General features: G+C 35.6%; 14 protein-coding genes, 1 riboswitch and 1 other annotated feature. All 14 genes read right to left on the reverse strand.

Annotated features, from left to right (window positions below):
• Nucleotides 1-132 precede the first annotated feature (132 nt).
• On the reverse strand, nt 133-1,074 hold the full coding sequence (locus tag HMPREF2603_RS10990; protein WP_060804792.1) for a hypothetical protein: 942 nt from the start codon (nt 1,072-1,074) through the stop codon (nt 133-135).
• 15 nt (nt 1,075-1,089) lie between these two features.
• Entirely contained in the window at nt 1,090-1,701 is a 612-nt protein-coding gene (locus tag HMPREF2603_RS10995; RefSeq protein ID WP_060804793.1) for an NUDIX domain-containing protein, read from the reverse strand.
• Between the two features lie 132 nt (nt 1,702-1,833).
• On the reverse strand, nt 1,834-2,190 hold the full coding sequence (rplT, locus tag HMPREF2603_RS11000) for a 50S ribosomal protein L20 (protein WP_002481155.1): 357 nt from the start codon (nt 2,188-2,190) through the stop codon (nt 1,834-1,836).
• 110 nt (nt 2,191-2,300) lie between these two features.
• Nucleotides 2,301-2,501, reverse strand: coding sequence for a 50S ribosomal protein L35 (rpmI, locus tag HMPREF2603_RS11005; protein WP_002481156.1), 201 nt, complete (start codon nt 2,499-2,501; stop codon nt 2,301-2,303).
• A gap of 31 nt (nt 2,502-2,532) precedes the next feature.
• Nucleotides 2,533-3,060 carry a translation initiation factor IF-3 gene (gene infC / locus HMPREF2603_RS11010; RefSeq protein ID WP_031262802.1) on the reverse strand — a complete coding sequence of 176 codons (528 nt, stop codon included), beginning with the start codon at nt 3,058-3,060 and terminating at the stop codon, nt 2,533-2,535.
• 23 nt (nt 3,061-3,083) lie between these two features.
• Nucleotides 3,084-3,220, reverse strand: a sequence feature (ribosomal protein L20 leader region).
• Nucleotides 3,221-3,284: 64 nt separating this feature from the next.
• Complete coding sequence (locus tag HMPREF2603_RS11015; protein WP_060804794.1) at nt 3,285-4,772, reverse strand: amino acid permease; 1,488 nt, start codon at nt 4,770-4,772, stop codon at nt 3,285-3,287.
• Nucleotides 4,773-4,860: 88 nt separating this feature from the next.
• Nucleotides 4,861-5,036, reverse strand: a riboswitch (Lysine riboswitch).
• Between the two features lie 57 nt (nt 5,037-5,093).
• Entirely contained in the window at nt 5,094-7,037 is a 1,944-nt protein-coding gene (gene thrS, locus HMPREF2603_RS11020; RefSeq protein ID WP_060804795.1) for a threonine--tRNA ligase, read from the reverse strand.
• 319 nt (nt 7,038-7,356) lie between these two features.
• Entirely contained in the window at nt 7,357-8,277 is a 921-nt protein-coding gene (dnaI, locus tag HMPREF2603_RS11025; RefSeq protein ID WP_002481160.1) for a primosomal protein DnaI, read from the reverse strand.
• 1 nt (nt 8,278) lies between these two features.
• Complete coding sequence (locus HMPREF2603_RS11030) at nt 8,279-9,724, reverse strand: replication initiation and membrane attachment family protein (protein WP_070462573.1); 1,446 nt, start codon at nt 9,722-9,724, stop codon at nt 8,279-8,281.
• A complete protein-coding gene (nrdR, locus tag HMPREF2603_RS11035; RefSeq protein WP_002481162.1) occupies nt 9,724-10,197 on the reverse strand; it encodes a transcriptional regulator NrdR in 474 nt (157 codons plus the stop codon). Before nrdR ends, HMPREF2603_RS11030 begins: the two co-directional genes overlap by 1 nt.
• A gap of 144 nt (nt 10,198-10,341) precedes the next feature.
• Nucleotides 10,342-11,364 (reverse strand): glyceraldehyde-3-phosphate dehydrogenase, encoded by a 1,023-nt coding sequence (locus HMPREF2603_RS11040; protein ID WP_023016088.1) that lies wholly within the window; start codon nt 11,362-11,364, stop codon nt 10,342-10,344.
• Nucleotides 11,365-11,523: 159 nt separating this feature from the next.
• On the reverse strand, nt 11,524-12,138 hold the full coding sequence (coaE, locus tag HMPREF2603_RS11045) for a dephospho-CoA kinase (protein WP_057509820.1): 615 nt from the start codon (nt 12,136-12,138) through the stop codon (nt 11,524-11,526).
• 26 nt (nt 12,139-12,164) lie between these two features.
• Nucleotides 12,165-13,037, reverse strand: coding sequence for a bifunctional DNA-formamidopyrimidine glycosylase/DNA-(apurinic or apyrimidinic site) lyase (gene mutM, locus HMPREF2603_RS11050; RefSeq protein ID WP_060804797.1), 873 nt, complete (start codon nt 13,035-13,037; stop codon nt 12,165-12,167).
• Nucleotides 13,038-13,052: 15 nt separating this feature from the next.
• Nucleotides 13,053-15,683: a DNA polymerase I gene (gene polA / locus HMPREF2603_RS11055; RefSeq protein ID WP_060804798.1), complete on the reverse strand. Its 2,631-nt coding sequence runs from the start codon at nt 15,681-15,683 to the stop codon at nt 13,053-13,055.
• Nucleotides 15,684-15,704: the final 21 nt, after the last annotated feature.

The raw sequence follows: 15,704 nt of genomic DNA on the forward strand, positions 1-15,704 counted from the left end.
TAATTTTTCAACTTTTTCATTATAGCATACGTATAAATTGGTTACAAACCTGGTGATTAGAACGTATACGCAATGTTAAAACAAACTAATTTTTCATTTTCTATCAAGGTCAATAATATCATATTACCCCAATTATTGAGTGATATTCTGTTCTATCGCATGAATCCACTTCAAGACAGGTTCACTCATATGTTTCTCTGCTGATTCTGATAGATTCAACATATCTTCTATATAATTGAAGAATGTGTCAATCCATGCGTCTACAGGTGCTTCTTGTTCGATTTCCAATGGATAAATACCAATTGCAAAACCTTGCAACATCTGTGAAATTTCACTTCGCATCTGACTGCCGAATTGGTCTTCAAATTGTTGCATCACCGCTGGAATTACCTTTTGTGTAAAAGATGCATATTCAAGTCCTGGCAGAGCTTTCGGTACGACTTTAAATTCTGCATTATTTTTAACAAAATTGATTTCGTGTTGATACTGCGCTTTTTTCAAATATTCTAAGATAATTGTTTGCACATGCGAATGAAGTCGTTCTTGATTTAAAATTTCCGCAAAAGTTTCCGCAAAGCCATATTGGCCTTCATGCATCATATCGAATAATAAATATAACTGTTGATCAATAGTCAGCGTTGTAAAGCGACTCATTTTTGAAATATAGTGCTTTTTATTCTGATTCAGCTGCATTTGTGCATCTTCTTTAATAGGAAACAACTGCATGCGTATATCATGATCTTTTACTTGATCAATAATCTGATTGAACAGGTTAACACATTCATAATATTGGCCTAACCCATGCAGACTTGTCATATAATACACCATTAAGCGATTATATGCATCGAAGCCTTGTTTCAACAAGATAATCGCTTCTTCACGCAATTCTAAGTATTGTTCCATTCTCAGAAGCATTTCACACTTCAATAAAGCCAAGTCAGTATCGAGTTCAAAATCTTTTTCATACTTCATAAAAAGATCATACATCTCATCATACTGTTCATGATTAAAAGATGTTTTAATATCATTAATCAATTTGGATTGATTTTGTGGAAATGGGATTATGTCAGTCATTATTAACACCCGCTTCTAATTAAATGCTTGTAAGATTAATGCACTCCATGTTTCAAAATCATCGTAATTTTCAATTTTACCTTGATTCATCCATTTGATTTTAAGTGTGTCAGTTTCTTTTGCTTCTACACTATTTGAATCTACTCTGATTTTAAATACGACACCTAAATGAACTTCTCCTACTTCGTTCGTATCATCGTTAATAAAACCAATGTATTCCATGTTTTGTGTTTTGCTGCTGTTAATACCGACTTCTTCTTCTAGTTCACGTTGTGCGTTCACACGTAAGACTTCATTAATAGATTGTGCATCCATAACATCATTCATATGACCGCCGACACCAATTGATGACTGTCCATGCAGACGACTTTCACCGCCACCAGAAAGGCGTTCATATACTAATATTTCGCCCTTTTCGTTCTCTAATAAACAATATGAAATTAATTGTTTATATGTCGGATCTTCTTCCATATCACCGCGACGTTTCACTTCGTACTTGTCTAAGTTATCGAAAATCGCTTCCCCTGACGGATCATTTTTTGATAAGAAACCATTAAATGCGTCTTTTTCTTTGTTAAAAACAATTTCTCTTGGTACTACAATTATTCTTTCATCAAATTTCGACATGTGTTTCTCCTTTACTTTGGGTTTATGTACTTGTCTGTATTCTATCAAAGTTTTAAAATCAACGTAAAGTTGTATTAAAAAAACTCAATCATCAGTACGCTTATCTACCAATGATTGAGTATTGTAAATGAATTATTTTAAAGCTGCTTTAGCTTTTTCAACTAATTCGCCGAAAGCTTTGTCGTCTGAAATTGCAATTTCAGAAAGCATTTTACGGTTAATGTCGATGTCAGCTTGTTTTAAGCCGTTCATTAATTTTGAGTAGCTTAAGCCGTGGTTACGAGCTGCTGCATTGATACGAGTAATCCATAATTTACGGAAATCACGTTTTCTTTGACGACGGTCACGGAATGCGTATTGACCTGATTTCATTACTTGTTGTTTAGCTACTTTATATAAAGTATGTTTAGAGCCGAAGTAACCTTTAGCTAATTTGATTACTTTTTTACGACGCGCTCTTGTTACTGTTCCACCTTTAACACGTGGCATATTGAATTCCTCCTTGGTTATATCTATAACTCTGATTATTTTTGATTTGTTTCAGGCGCTTTCTTTATTTCAAAGCTAAAGCTGACCTGTGTGTTTATCTCGTTAATAACTTATTTTTTGTAAGCTAATAATTGTGCTACACGTTTCATATCACTTTTAGAAACTAAAGCTGATTTACGTAATTGACGTTTTTGTTTAGTGCTTTTGTTTGCGAATAAGTGAGAAGTATAAGCTCTTGAACGTTTTAATTTACCTGAAGCAGTTCTTTTAACACGTTTAGCTGCTCCGCGGTGTGTTTTCATTTTAGGCATAATGAAATTCCTCCTGTAATATCTTTAAAAATTATTTTTCTGCTAGTGGTGCTAGCATAATAAACATTTGACGGCCTTCCATTTTAGGCTTTTGTTCAACTGTAGCGATATCTTTGCATTCGCCTGCAAATTTCTCTAATACACGTTGACCAATTTCCTTATGAGTGATGGCACGTCCTCTGAAACGAATTGAAACTTTACATTTATCGCCTTTAGTTAAGAATTTGCGTCCTTGTTTCAACTTAGTTTGGAAATCATGTTCCTCAATTGTTGGACTTAAACGAATTTCTTTAACATTGATAACTTTTTGTTTTTTCTTCATTTCTTTTTCTTTTTTCTGTTGCTCGAATTTGTATTTACCGTAATCCATAATACGAGCAACAGGTGGTTTAGCGTTAGGCGCTACTACGACTAAATCTAAACCAACACGATCAGCCATTTCTAATGCTTCACGTTTTTGTTTAACACCGATTTGTTCACCGTCTTGACCAATGACACGAATTTCTCTTGCGCGAATTCTATCGTTAACTTGCGTTTGATCTTTTGCTATGGTTAACACCTCCGTTATATTTACGAAATATCCCAAGTAAAAAAGAGCGGACACAGAAGTGCCCGCTCTTTTCCATAAAGTCAACGTCATCATTGTAACGTTGTTTTGGACCTGCCAACAGCCTTAAGCGTCGCTACAGGTGAGAAGCGGGAAGCTTCTACTTGGTTCGTTTCGTATTCAACGTATACAATCATATCAACATTACAAGACAAAGTCAATTAAAATTTTTAACTTTATTTAAATTGGCTCATATCCACGTCTTGACTTAAGTCAACTTGTTTCAATGGAATTTTTTTAGTTTTATATCTGATTTTATGATACAAGAAGAATGCTAAGAAAACTGGAATACCCATGTAAGTGATAATGAAGCGATTTGGATCAAAATCACCTGTTTTAATGAAATCAACATCTTGGCCGATAATAACAATCACACATAAGATACCTGCGAAAATCGGACCGAATGGGAACCATTTAGCTTTGTATTTCAATTCATGTTTATCATAATTTTGGACTTTAAAAGCACGTCTGAATCGGTAGTGACTGATTGCAATACCAACCCATGCGATAAAGCCTGTCATACCACTTGCTGCAACGATGTATTCATATGCATCACCGCTTAAGCGTTGTATTAAGAAGATTAATACTGTTACGGCGCCAGTTGCGATTAATGCTAAGAATGGCACACCATGCTTTGTAGTTTTACCAAATGCTGATGCTGCAAGTTTATCTTTACTCATAGAGTACAACATACGTGTTGATGCGTACATACCAGAGTTACCTGCTGATAATACTGAAGTTAAGATAACTGCGTTCATAAATGATGCCGCAAACGCTAAACCAGCATTTTTAAATACTAATGTAAATGGTGATGTCGCGATGTTATCTTCTCCGCCCATCAATGCTGAATGAGTATAAGGAATAATCATACCAATTACAAAGATAGCTAAGATATAGAATAATAAAATTCTCCAGAATACTTGTTTAATTGCTTTTGGTACAGCACGTTCAGGATTTTCTGATTCCCCTGCTGTAATACCGATTAACTCTGTTCCTTGGAATGAGAAACCAGCAATTAAGAATACACCTAAGATTGATAATAAGCTTCCGCCTAAATTACCACCTAAAATCGGGCCGTCACCAGAAGTAAATGTTTCAAATCCGATGAATTTACCGCCCATGATACCGACAATAGTAAGTAAGCCGATACCAATAAAGACAATAACTGTTATTACTTTAATTAATGCAAACCAATATTCACTTTCACCATACACTCTAACTGATAATGAGTTTAAAGCGAAGATGATGATAAGGAAGAGTACACTCCATGCCCATGCAGGAATGCCTTTCATTGGATCCCAGTACTGAATCACTTGCGCTGCAATAGTTACGTCAGCTGCTACAGTGATAACCCAGTTAAACCAATAGTTCCATCCTAAAGCAAAGCCTAATGATGGGTCTACAAATCGTGTTGCGTACGTACTGAATGAACCAGATACTGGTAAGTACGTTGCCATTTCTCCTAATGATGTCATCAAGAAGAACACCATAATACCGATAACTGCGTAGGCGATTAATGCGCCGAGTGGTCCAGCATCATGAATTGCACCGCCAGATGTAACGAATAATCCTGTTCCGATACATCCCCCGATGGCGATCATGGAAATATGACGGTCTTTCAGACCTCTTTGGATGCCTGCATCCTGATTAGATTGATTGTTCATAATCGATTCCTTTCTTTAGTATAGAGGCTTGCATGAATACAAAAAATGATGGCCGCTACAGATATGCGACCATCACTTGAAATTTATCATATACGGTAGCACATCACATTATGTGACAGTCCAGTTCCTATTCGGAAACTGACCCAAAATACAATAGTTATGGCTATTGTAAATTTCGGCATCTTTGCCTTTAACTTATTCAACCTACGCTCCAATAAAGCTTCTGATAAGCAACTCATCAAAGATGCAACCTCTAACACTTTTTTAATATTTAATTAACTACATTGTAATATACCTTAATTCAAGACTGATTTCAAGGTCTTAATTCGAACGTTGTTTTTTTAGACGAATTTCATCGACTAAATTCCAGATGAATTCATCTTTTTCTACAGTTTCTTGATCTTTAGAACCGTATTTACGCACGTTCACTTCATTGTTTTCAATTTCTTTGTCTCCAATTACAAGTTGATATGGGATTTTATGCATTTGTGCTTCACGGATTTTATATCCCATTTTTTCATTACGATCATCAATTTCTACACGCACACCTTGTGATTTTAATTCATCTTGGATTTGACGTGCATAATCATAATGTAAGTCCACATTAACTGGGATGATTTCAACTTGCATTGGTGCTAACCAAGTTGGGAAAGCCCCTTTAGTTTCTTCAGTTAAGAATGCTACGAAACGTTCCATAGTTGATACCACACCACGGTGGATAACTACTGGACGGTGTTCTTCACCATCTTTACCGATATAAGCTAAGTCGAAACGTTCTGGTAATAAGAAGTCAAGTTGAACTGTTGATAAAGTTTCTTCTTTACCCATAGCTGTTTTAACTTGAACGTCTAATTTAGGACCGTAGAATGCCGCTTCCCCTACCGCTTCTTCATACGGTAAGTTCATTTCATCTACTGCTTCTTTCAACATTGCCTCAGCTTTGTTCCACATTTCATCATCATCGAAATATTTCTCTGTATCTTCTAGATCACGATAGCTTAAACGGAAGCTGTAGTTTTCGAAACCAAAGTCTTTGTATACTTCTTGAACTAATTCAACTACACGTTTGAACTCTTCTTTAATTTGATCTGGGCGTACGAAGATGTGTGCGTCATTTAAAGTCATACCACGTACACGTTGTAAGCCTGATACCGCACCACTTGCTTCATAACGATGCATTGTACCTAATTCAGCAATACGAATTGGTAATTCTCTGTATGAATGTGGTTTATTTTTATAAATCATCATATGGTGTGGGCAGTTCATCGGACGTAAAACCATTTCTTCAGTTTCGTCCAATTTCATTGGCGGGAACATGTCATCTTGGTAATGATCCCAGTGTCCTGAAGTTTTATATAAGTCAACATTAGCTAAAACAGGTGTATAAACATGGTCATAGCCTAAACTAACTTCTTTATCTACGATGTAACGTTCAATTTCACGACGAATTGTTGCACCGTTTGGTAACCATAATGGTAAACCAGCGCCTACTAATTGACTGTTCATAAATAAGTCTAATTCTTTACCGATTTTACGGTGGTCACGTTCTTTACGTTCTTCAAGCATTTTTAAATGTGCTTTTAATTCTTTTTTATCAAAGAACGCTGTACCATAAATACGTTGTAACATTTTATTGTTGCTGTCACCGCGCCAATATGCACCTGCTGTAGATAATAGTTTGAACTCTTTCATTTTTGAAGTAGATGGTACGTGTACACCACGGCATAAGTCAGTGAATTCACCTTGTGTATATAGTGTCACATTTTCATCTTCAGGAATTGCATCGATTAATTCTTGTTTATACGGATCGTCTTTAAAGAAGTCTTTCGCTTCATTACGGCTGACTACTTTACGTTCAATTTTATGATTTTCATTTACAATTTGTTTCATTGTTTTTTCGATTTCAGGGAAATCATCTGAAGAAATTTTAGCATTAGTATCGAAATCATAGTAGAAACCGCCTTCAATGACAGGACCTACACCGAATTTCACGTCGCCATACAAACGTTTTAATGCTTGTGCCATTAAATGCGCTGTAGAGTGACGTAACACTTCAAGTGCTTCTTCACTGCCAGGAGTTACGATTTCAATTGATCCATCTTCTTCAAGTGGACGAGTCAAATCAACCATTTGTCCATTAAATTTACCTGCTACTGCTTTTTTTCTTAACCCAGGACTGATTGATTGTGCGATTTCTTCAGTAGTAATGCCTTTATCAAATTCAGAACTGTTGCCATCTGGAAATGTAATACTAATTTTGTCCATTCATAAACGCCTCCATTTATAATCTTCACGTAAAACAAAAAGAACCCCGCCCTATAAAGGGACGAGGTTCTCGTGATACCACCCTAGTTTAAGAAACAGAACATTCCCATGATACTGTTTCTCATCTCTGCATAAGATAACGGTCTTGAGCCGGATATCCATTACGAATATCATTTATCTAAAAGGGAGTAACATATTAGTATGTTAACTGCTTTCTCATCATCAGCAATTTTCTGTATAACAGTGAAAAACATGTCATATCCTTTAATGTTTACGTTGATTTAGATTTAATTCTATTATAACTCATTTTCAAAAAATATCAATCATCACGATAATTCTCGCCGACTAATTCATAGGGTTCTGCTAAAGATTTAATACGTTCCATAATTCTAGCAGCTTTTGTCTGTTCAGAGCCATCTCGCGTCATCGCTAAATGGTGTTCTAAAGCTTTGAAATCAAAGTTTGAGCTAAAGAATGTCGGCAACTCTTGTACCATTCTATAATGCAGTAATGGTCCGATGACTTCGTCACGCACCCAAGGTGTGACTTCTTCTGCACCGATATCATCTAGCATGAGGATATTCGCTTCTCTGACCACTTGTAATTTACGTTCAAATGAACCATCTTTAAATCCATTTTTTAACGTACGGATGAATTCAGGTAGGTATACAATCGTTGAAGGAATCAGTTTGGACTTCAATTGATTGGCAATCGCACCTAAAATAAAGGATTTGCCTGTACCAAAAGAACCATATAAATATAAACCTTTAACACTTTCTCCTCTTACGATTGCTTTACATAATTCATCAGCTTTCATAGCTACATTTAAACGTTCACGATTATCCATATAAATATCTGCTAATTTAGCATCTAACGTATCTCTCTGCATATGATGTGAAGTGATTAAATGTGCTTCTCGTTGTTCTTGATCGTGTTTGATTTTGCATGGACATGGAAGGTATTTGATTTTAATTCTGTTATGTTCAATATAGAGTTCAGGTACATGACCTTTAACAAAGTTAGGACAATCTTTGAATTCATGGCCATCATAATGTTTTTGCTGGTCTTTATATTCTTGCAAAATATTCAAGTCTTCTTCAATCATCCGATTCGTTACTTCAGATTGATGTTCTTCTAGGAAGCGTTTAACGTCAGGATCATTAATTACATCTCTTTTGATTTTCTCAAATCTTTTTTGAAAATCTGGAGATGTCTGCATGATATTACTGAAACGTTTCATATTATTCATCCTCCTTCCATGTTTCTTTTAAGTGTTGTAAAAAGGCTGCACTATCTTGCGCGAGAGATTGGTCGGTTGAAGCGGATGAACGTTTTTCACCTTTCTTACGACGTTTTTCATGTTCTCGATTCAACAGCCAATCAGGTGTAATCTCTTTTGATACAGGATTTCTTCTATTATTATAGCGTTTTGGACCGCTTTGTTGTTGATAACTTTTAGTTTGACGTTCTTGTTCATCCTTTTTCAACTTCATCACATGATGATAGGCTTCTTCTGCAGAACTGATTTCCAATTTTTTCCAGTTTGATGCAATCTCTAATATATACTTTTTAGTCAATTTCATCCCACTATTTAACATGGCGTATTGTAATAACATATTAATTACACCAAACGGTAATTGTTCTCGCACGATTATGTCTTCTATCATATATTTTTGTTGAGGTGTCGGTTCTGAACCCGACCACCCTGTCAACATATCAATCGGACTTAAATTATCCATTAATTTAAACCATTGTTTAAACTCTTCATCTGTTTGAGGAATAGAATTGATTTCTATTTGTGCCTCTTCTGCAGGTTCTGGTCGAACAGGTTCTGGTCGAACAGGTTCTGCTTGCGCCTCTAAAGACGGCAATTGATTTTCGTGTTCAATCGCATAAAACGCACGCGCTTGTTTACGCAACTCTTCAAACGAAATTTTTTGAGCACTTGTCAGCGATTTTAAAATCAGATTCTTCATCCCTTCCGGCGTTATACCGTATAGCACAGCGAGTTGTGTAATGAGATGTTTCGTTTTTTCTTCTATTATTTCTGCACTGACAAAATGATTGCTTAGTAATTGATACAACAATTCGAAGTCAAAGTGAACACGGTCTAAGTTCATACCATCGTATTTTTGTGTTTCTGTTATTTGATGTGTCGTATCTACCTTATCTAACGCATGATTTGGTACTTTAAAAACATCTGTAAAATTTCTTGTCACTTCATGATAATTTGATAAATCAACTTGTGTCGTTTCAAAATAACGACGTAATTCATGGAAACGTTTACCCTCAACTTCTTTATAGAGATAAACAGATAACATAGGATCATTGAAAAATGTTTTTGGTGATGGCGGATCGACTAACAAATACACAAATTGTGATTGATTTTCATCATGTTTTGCATAGGTTTTAATCAGTCCAATCGCTTCCAAACGATTCATTTCTTCTCTGAATTGACCTAGGTTTAATTTCAACTCACTCATAATCACATAATGTGTATAGTCTTTTTGTTGTTTAACCTCTGCAAACTGAGAAAGATAATGATACACACCGATGGCTGTTGTACCGATAAGTGGTGTAAACAAACGGTTCAATACTTCGAGTTGAGATGCAGAAAGTTTTTGTGCTTGCAGCACTTTGAATGGATCTTGCGGACGTAATCCAAAGTCATTTTGACTCAACTTCATCAAGATTCACTCCGTTTATTCTTTTCTTGTAAGATGCCTTGCATAGATTCAAGCAATTGATCGACATCTTTAAATTCTTTATATACAGAGGCGAATCTTACATAGGATACTTGATCCACATGCATTAATAAATTCATCACATGTTCGCCAATTTCTCTTGAAGAAACCTCTGCATGGCCTTCATCTCTTAAACGCCATTCTACTTTATTTGTAATATCTTCAAGCTGTTGATAACCGACTGGTCTCTTTTCACACGAACGAACGAGCCCATTCAATATTTTGTCACGTGAAAACTGCTCACGTGTGCCATCTTTTTTCACTACGATAAGCGGACTCATTTCAATATGCTCAAATGTAGTAAAACGAGTGCCGCAATTTTCACATTCACGACGTCTGCGAATGGCATTGGCTTCATCAGCATGTCTAGAATCTATCACACGAGAATGCGTAGAATTACATTTAGGGCATTTCATTCATTTTCACCTCTTTAATTGATTACGCCTATTATACTATAAAAGTGCAAGTCACAAAAGAAAGGAAGCCAGCACATAAAAAAACCAGTTAATCAGAGCCCTACTTCTGATTAACTGGTTAAAAATTTATGACAGCAGTTTCAATTAAGCTGTTGCTTTTTCTTTTGTTTTTAACAATTCACCAATTTGAACTGCAATATCAACAACGCGGTTAGAATAACCCCATTCATTGTCGTACCATGCAATCACTTTAACTTTCTTGTCATCCATTACAAGCGTTGACATTGAATCAACGATTGCTGAGTTAGGGTTTGTGTTAAAGTCAACTGATACTAGCGGCTCATCTGAAACAGCTAATACGCCTTCTAAGTCAGCATCTTCAAATGCTTTGTTGACTTGCTCAGCTGTTACATCTTCTTTTAAGTCTACTACTAAGTCTACTAATGAAACGTTTTTAGTAGGAACACGAAGTGCCATACCATGTAGTTTACCTTCTAATTCAGGTAAAACTTCTTTCAATGCTTTTGCAGCACCTGTTGAAGTTGGGATAATACTTTCGTTACAAGAACGCGCACGGCGTAAATCTTTGTGTGGGTTATCAATATTTTTTTGGTCGTTTGTAATCGCATGTACTGTAGTCATTAAACCATTTTCGATTCCAAAGTTGTCGTTTAATACTTTTGCTACTGGACCGATACAGTTTGTCGTACATGAAGCATTACTAAAGATATCGAATTCTTCAACATCTAAGCTGTCATCGTTAACGCCTTTAACAACCATTTGTACGTGACCGCCTTTTGAAGGACCTGTTAATAAGACTTTTTTAGCGCCTGCTTTAATATGTGCATCCGCTTTGTCTCCGTGATTAAATTTCCCAGTCGCTTCTATGACAATATCAATATCTAAATCTTTCCAAGGTAAATTTTCTGGATTACGATCTGAAACTAATTTAATATCATGACCATCAATACGAATACCATTTTCTGTCGGTTCTACATTACCGTCATATTTACCATGTGTTGTATCGTATTTTACTAAATGTGCAATCGTTTCTGGAGGATAACTCGCATTAATTGCCACTACATTTAAATCATCATTTTTAGAAGCAATACGCAAAACCATGCGCCCAATGCGTCCCATTCCATTAATTGCAATATTCGTTGTCATAAAAAGCACCCCTCGTTTTATATGTGTTATACTTTATGGAATCAGTATAACATATTCACGTTAAAATGAAAGCGTTTTAGCAAAATAATTAAAAAAATTACTTATCACTAATGATAAGCAATTTTTTGTATTCATGTTCAGATTAAAATCATATTCACATTAAACCTCTTCAGAACTTTGAATATAACCTTCTTCCATCAACAATGCTTCAAGGTTTTGTTTAAGCTCTAGCAACGTACCGCGATTATCAATAACACGATCTGCCATACGACGTTTTTTGTCGATAGAGATCTGACTATATACACGCGCTTTCGCTTCTTCTTGTGTTAAGTCATTACGTTCCATTAAACGTTCCACTTGAATACTTTCAGAAGCATAGACTAACCATGTTTCATCAACAGTATCTTGAAGGTTATTTTCAAATAATAATGGAATATCCATAATTACATTGAAGCCATCTTTTAAATAAGCTTCTTTTTGTCTTTCCATTAAATCTCTCACGATAGGATGTATGATTTGGTTTAATTTCTCTCGCATTTTGTCATCATTAAATACGATTTCACCGACGTATTTGCGATTCATTTCACCATTTTCATCTATCGCTTCATCGCCAAATACTTGGCGGACTTGTTCTAAACCTTCAGAACCTTTTTCTACCGCTTCTCTTGCCGCAATATCCGCATCCACAATTTTAAAACCATGGACTGCAAGCAATTCAGATACAGTAGATTTTCCTGTTCCGATTCCGCCTGTTAAACCAATTACTTTTTGCATAATCTAATCTCCCTCGTTCAATTTATTTATTTTTGACAGTTTGGACAAAAGTGACTGTTTCTGCCACCTATCACTTCTGTCTCAATCGGTCCACCACATACAGGACAGATTTTCTTTTTATATACATTTAAATACTCCTGCATATGTCCGGTTTGACCATCTGCATGGCGATAATCAGAAATGCTGGTTCCGCCTTGTTCAATACCTAATGTTAGAACAGCCACTACTTCATCAAACACACGCTTTTGCTCTTTTTTCGTTAAAGTATTAACTTTGCGTTTTGGATGAATACGTGCATTAAATAAAGCTTCACAAGCATAAATATTACCGCAACCTGCAATAACATGATGATCTAAGATCACTTGTTTAATCGGCTTATTCTGATACTTCGGCAATGCTAATTGTTTTTGATAGTGTGTGTATGCATTGTCATCAAAAGGCTCTGGAGCCATCTTTTCAAATGACGTGTATGCTGTAATATCATCAACATTTTTAATTTCACCAAAGCGTCTAATATCAGAAAAGATTAACTGTTTGCCGTTACTAAGTTTGAAATTGACGTGCCAATGTTTTTGATAATTCGGTACAATAATCTCCGTTAAGTCATTGACTACGAAATAGCCACCAGTCATTCCTAAATGACTGACTAATACTCTTTTATCTTCATCTTTCTCTAAATATAAAAGAATATATTTACTTCTGCGTTCCACACGTGTAATTTTATAGCCTTCTGTACGATTTTTAAACATCGGCAAATCAATTTGTTTAATAATTGTGTCTCTACCGCTCGCTTTTCCATCGATGACTTTATCCGAGAACTCAACACTTTCAATAATTTGATTAATCACAAAGGGTTCAATCCCTCTTTTAACGTGCTCTACTTCTGGTAATTCAGGCAATTTGCGACCTTCTTTCTATTTTGCATCGTACCATGTTGGACCATAGTTAGTATCCACTTGTAATGGTACTTTTAATTCAATGGCATTATCCATAATATCTTCAATAAATTCACTGAAAGCTTCTACCTCATCTTTTGGCAGTTCAAAAATCAACTCATCGTGTACTTGCAGTAATAAGTGTGCATTGAAATCTGTTTCTTTCACAGCTTTATCATAATTAACCATTGCTAGTTTGATAATATCTGCAGCACTGCCTTGAATTGGTGTATTCATAGCTGTTCTTTCTGCAAAACTGCGTTGATTAAAGTTTCTGCTTGTAATATCAGGGATATATCTGCGACGGTGTAATAATGTTTCTACATAACCTTTTGCTTTCGCATCTTTAACGATATCACTCATATATTGTTTAACGCCTGGGAAACTATCTAAATAATCATCAATAAATTTCTTCGCTGCTTTTCTCGTAATACCTAAACTTTGGCTTAAACCATAATCACTAATGCCATATACTATTCCGAAGTTTACAGCTTTAGCTTGTCGACGCATTAAACCATCTACTTCGTCTGCTTCTACACCAAAGACTTTCATGGCTGTAGCTGTATGAATGTCTCTTCCTTCTCTGAAGGCATTCATCATGCTTTCATCTTGCGTAATATGAGCAAGTACGCGTAATTCAATTTGAGAATAGTCCGCTGAAAGAATAACGTTATCCGCTTCTGCAGGTTTAAAGGCCTTTCTAATGCGGCGACCTTCTTCTAAGCGTACAGGAATATTTTGCAAGTTAGGATCGACAGATGACAGACGTCCTGTTTGTGCAAGTGTTTGGTTAAAGTGTGTATGAATGCGATTATCATCTTGTATCACTTTTTGTAAGCCTTCTACATAAGTAGATTGTAATTTAGATAACTGGCGATATTCTAAGATATCTTCGATAATCGGATGTTCACCTTGTAGTTGTTCTAAAACATCTACTGCAGTTGAGTAACCCGTTTTCGTTTTCTTGATAACTGGTAACTTCAAGTTTTCGAATAATACGACACCCAATTGTTTCGGTGAATTAATATTGAATTCCTCACCTGCTGCTTCATGAATACGAGCAATTAAAGTATCAAGCTTACCTTGAATTTCTCTTTCCATTTCTTTTAGCTCTTCAATATCCGTGTAAATGCCCATTTCTTCCATTTGTCCTAAAATGCGCGCAAGCGGCAATTCTAAGTCATTGAATAAATCTAATTGATTGTACTCTTTCAATGCATCAATCATTACAGGTGTGCTCGCATCAATCGCATCCAAAATCGAAGCAATATAAGGATTCAACACATCATCTTCTGGCACTTGTCGTTTTTTGCCTTTACCAAAAACGTGTACTGCTTCAGGTACATAACCTTGGCCATAATCGACAACTACTGAATGAACATCATCAATTGAGCGAGATGGATTTAAAATGTAGCTTGCTAACATGATATCAAACGTAATATTTTTAATATCGATACTCATGCGATGTGCTTCTGCATATGTTTTTTTCGCATCATAGACATACTTTTCTGTTTGTTCGTCTTCTAACCATTTTATTAACTCAGGATAATTTTGAATCTCATCCGCATTAATCACCACAAAGTGTTCATCTGCTTTAAAGCCGAATTTCAAAATATCTGCAGTGAGATAGTCACCTTCATCTACTTCAAAGTGAAGCGCTGCTTGTTTTAATTGATCAAAGTCAATTGCGTTGAAATCTGTTTCAATATCATATGTTCGATCAGATTCAGTTTCAGTATCGGCATCAACATCGATTTGGTTCAACATTTGTTTAAAATCAAGTTCTTTAAACAGTTCAATTTTTTGTGTTTGATCCACTTCATCAGGCAACTTCGTTTCTTCAAGTGTAACTTCAATTGGACTTTCTCTATTAATCGTTGCTAACTCTTTACTCATCAACGCATCATCATGACCGTTTTCAAGTTTTTCTTTTAACTTTTTACCAGAAACTTCATCTAAATGATTATAAAGGTTTTCAACTGAATCAAATTGATTTAAAAGTTTAATAGCAGTTTTTTCACCGACACCCGCGATACCTGGGATATTATCTGAGCTATCTCCCATTAAACCTTTCATATCAATAATCTGTGACGGTGTTAAACCATTATATTTTTCCGCGATGAATGTAGGTGTGTAATGGTCAACATCTGTCACACCTTTTTTCGTATAGTATATAGTCACGTTATCAGAAGCGAGTTGTGTTAAGTCTCGGTCACCCGTTACAATTATTGTCTCAAAACCTGCTTTATCTGCAGCTTGACTTAACGTTCCAATAATATCATCCGCTTCATAATTTTCTAGTTCATAATGCTTAATATGATACGCATCTAATAATTGTCTGATTAACGGAAATTGTTCACTTAATTCTGGTGGCGTCTTTTGTCTGCCGCCTTTATATTCTTTAAATGTTTGATGTCTGAATGTCGTTTTTCCAGCATCAAATGCGACTAAGAAATGGGTCGGTTTTTCTTCTTTGATAATTTTTTCTAATAACATCGCAAATCCATAAGTGGCATTTGTATGAATTCCTGCACGATTCGTTAAAAGAGGCAATGCATAAAATGCTCGGAAACTTAAACTATTCCCATCAATTAACACTAATTTTTCCACACTATAACCTCCAGAATTGAT

Source organism: Staphylococcus sp. HMSC055C03 (genome assembly GCF_001809385.1).
GTDB classification, from domain to species: Bacteria; Bacillota; Bacilli; order Staphylococcales; family Staphylococcaceae; genus Staphylococcus; species Staphylococcus simulans.

What these genes read in the sequence shown, in the direction of transcription:
- HMPREF2603_RS10990 (WP_060804792.1), bottom strand. Translation starts at nt 1,074, where the DNA reads ATGACTGACATAATCCCATTTCCACAAAATCAATCCAAATTGATTAAT.
- HMPREF2603_RS10995 (WP_060804793.1), bottom strand. Translation starts at nt 1,701, where the DNA reads ATGTCGAAATTTGATGAAAGAATAATTGTAGTACCAAGAGAAATTGTT.
- rplT (WP_002481155.1), bottom strand. Translation starts at nt 2,190, where the DNA reads ATGCCACGTGTTAAAGGTGGAACAGTAACAAGAGCGCGTCGTAAAAAA.
- rpmI (WP_002481156.1), bottom strand. Translation starts at nt 2,501, where the DNA reads ATGCCTAAAATGAAAACACACCGCGGAGCAGCTAAACGTGTTAAAAGA.
- HMPREF2603_RS11015 (WP_060804794.1), bottom strand. Translation starts at nt 4,772, where the DNA reads ATGAACAATCAATCTAATCAGGATGCAGGCATCCAAAGAGGTCTGAAA.
- thrS (WP_060804795.1), bottom strand. Translation starts at nt 7,037, where the DNA reads ATGGACAAAATTAGTATTACATTTCCAGATGGCAACAGTTCTGAATTT.
- dnaI (WP_002481160.1), bottom strand. Translation starts at nt 8,277, where the DNA reads ATGAAACGTTTCAGTAATATCATGCAGACATCTCCAGATTTTCAAAAA.
- HMPREF2603_RS11030 (WP_070462573.1), bottom strand. Translation starts at nt 9,724, where the DNA reads ATGAAGTTGAGTCAAAATGACTTTGGATTACGTCCGCAAGATCCATTC.
- nrdR (WP_002481162.1), bottom strand. Translation starts at nt 10,197, where the DNA reads ATGAAATGCCCTAAATGTAATTCTACGCATTCTCGTGTGATAGATTCT.
- HMPREF2603_RS11040 (WP_023016088.1), bottom strand. Translation starts at nt 11,364, where the DNA reads ATGACAACGAATATTGCAATTAATGGAATGGGACGCATTGGGCGCATG.
- coaE (WP_057509820.1), bottom strand. Translation starts at nt 12,138, where the DNA reads ATGCAAAAAGTAATTGGTTTAACAGGCGGAATCGGAACAGGAAAATCT.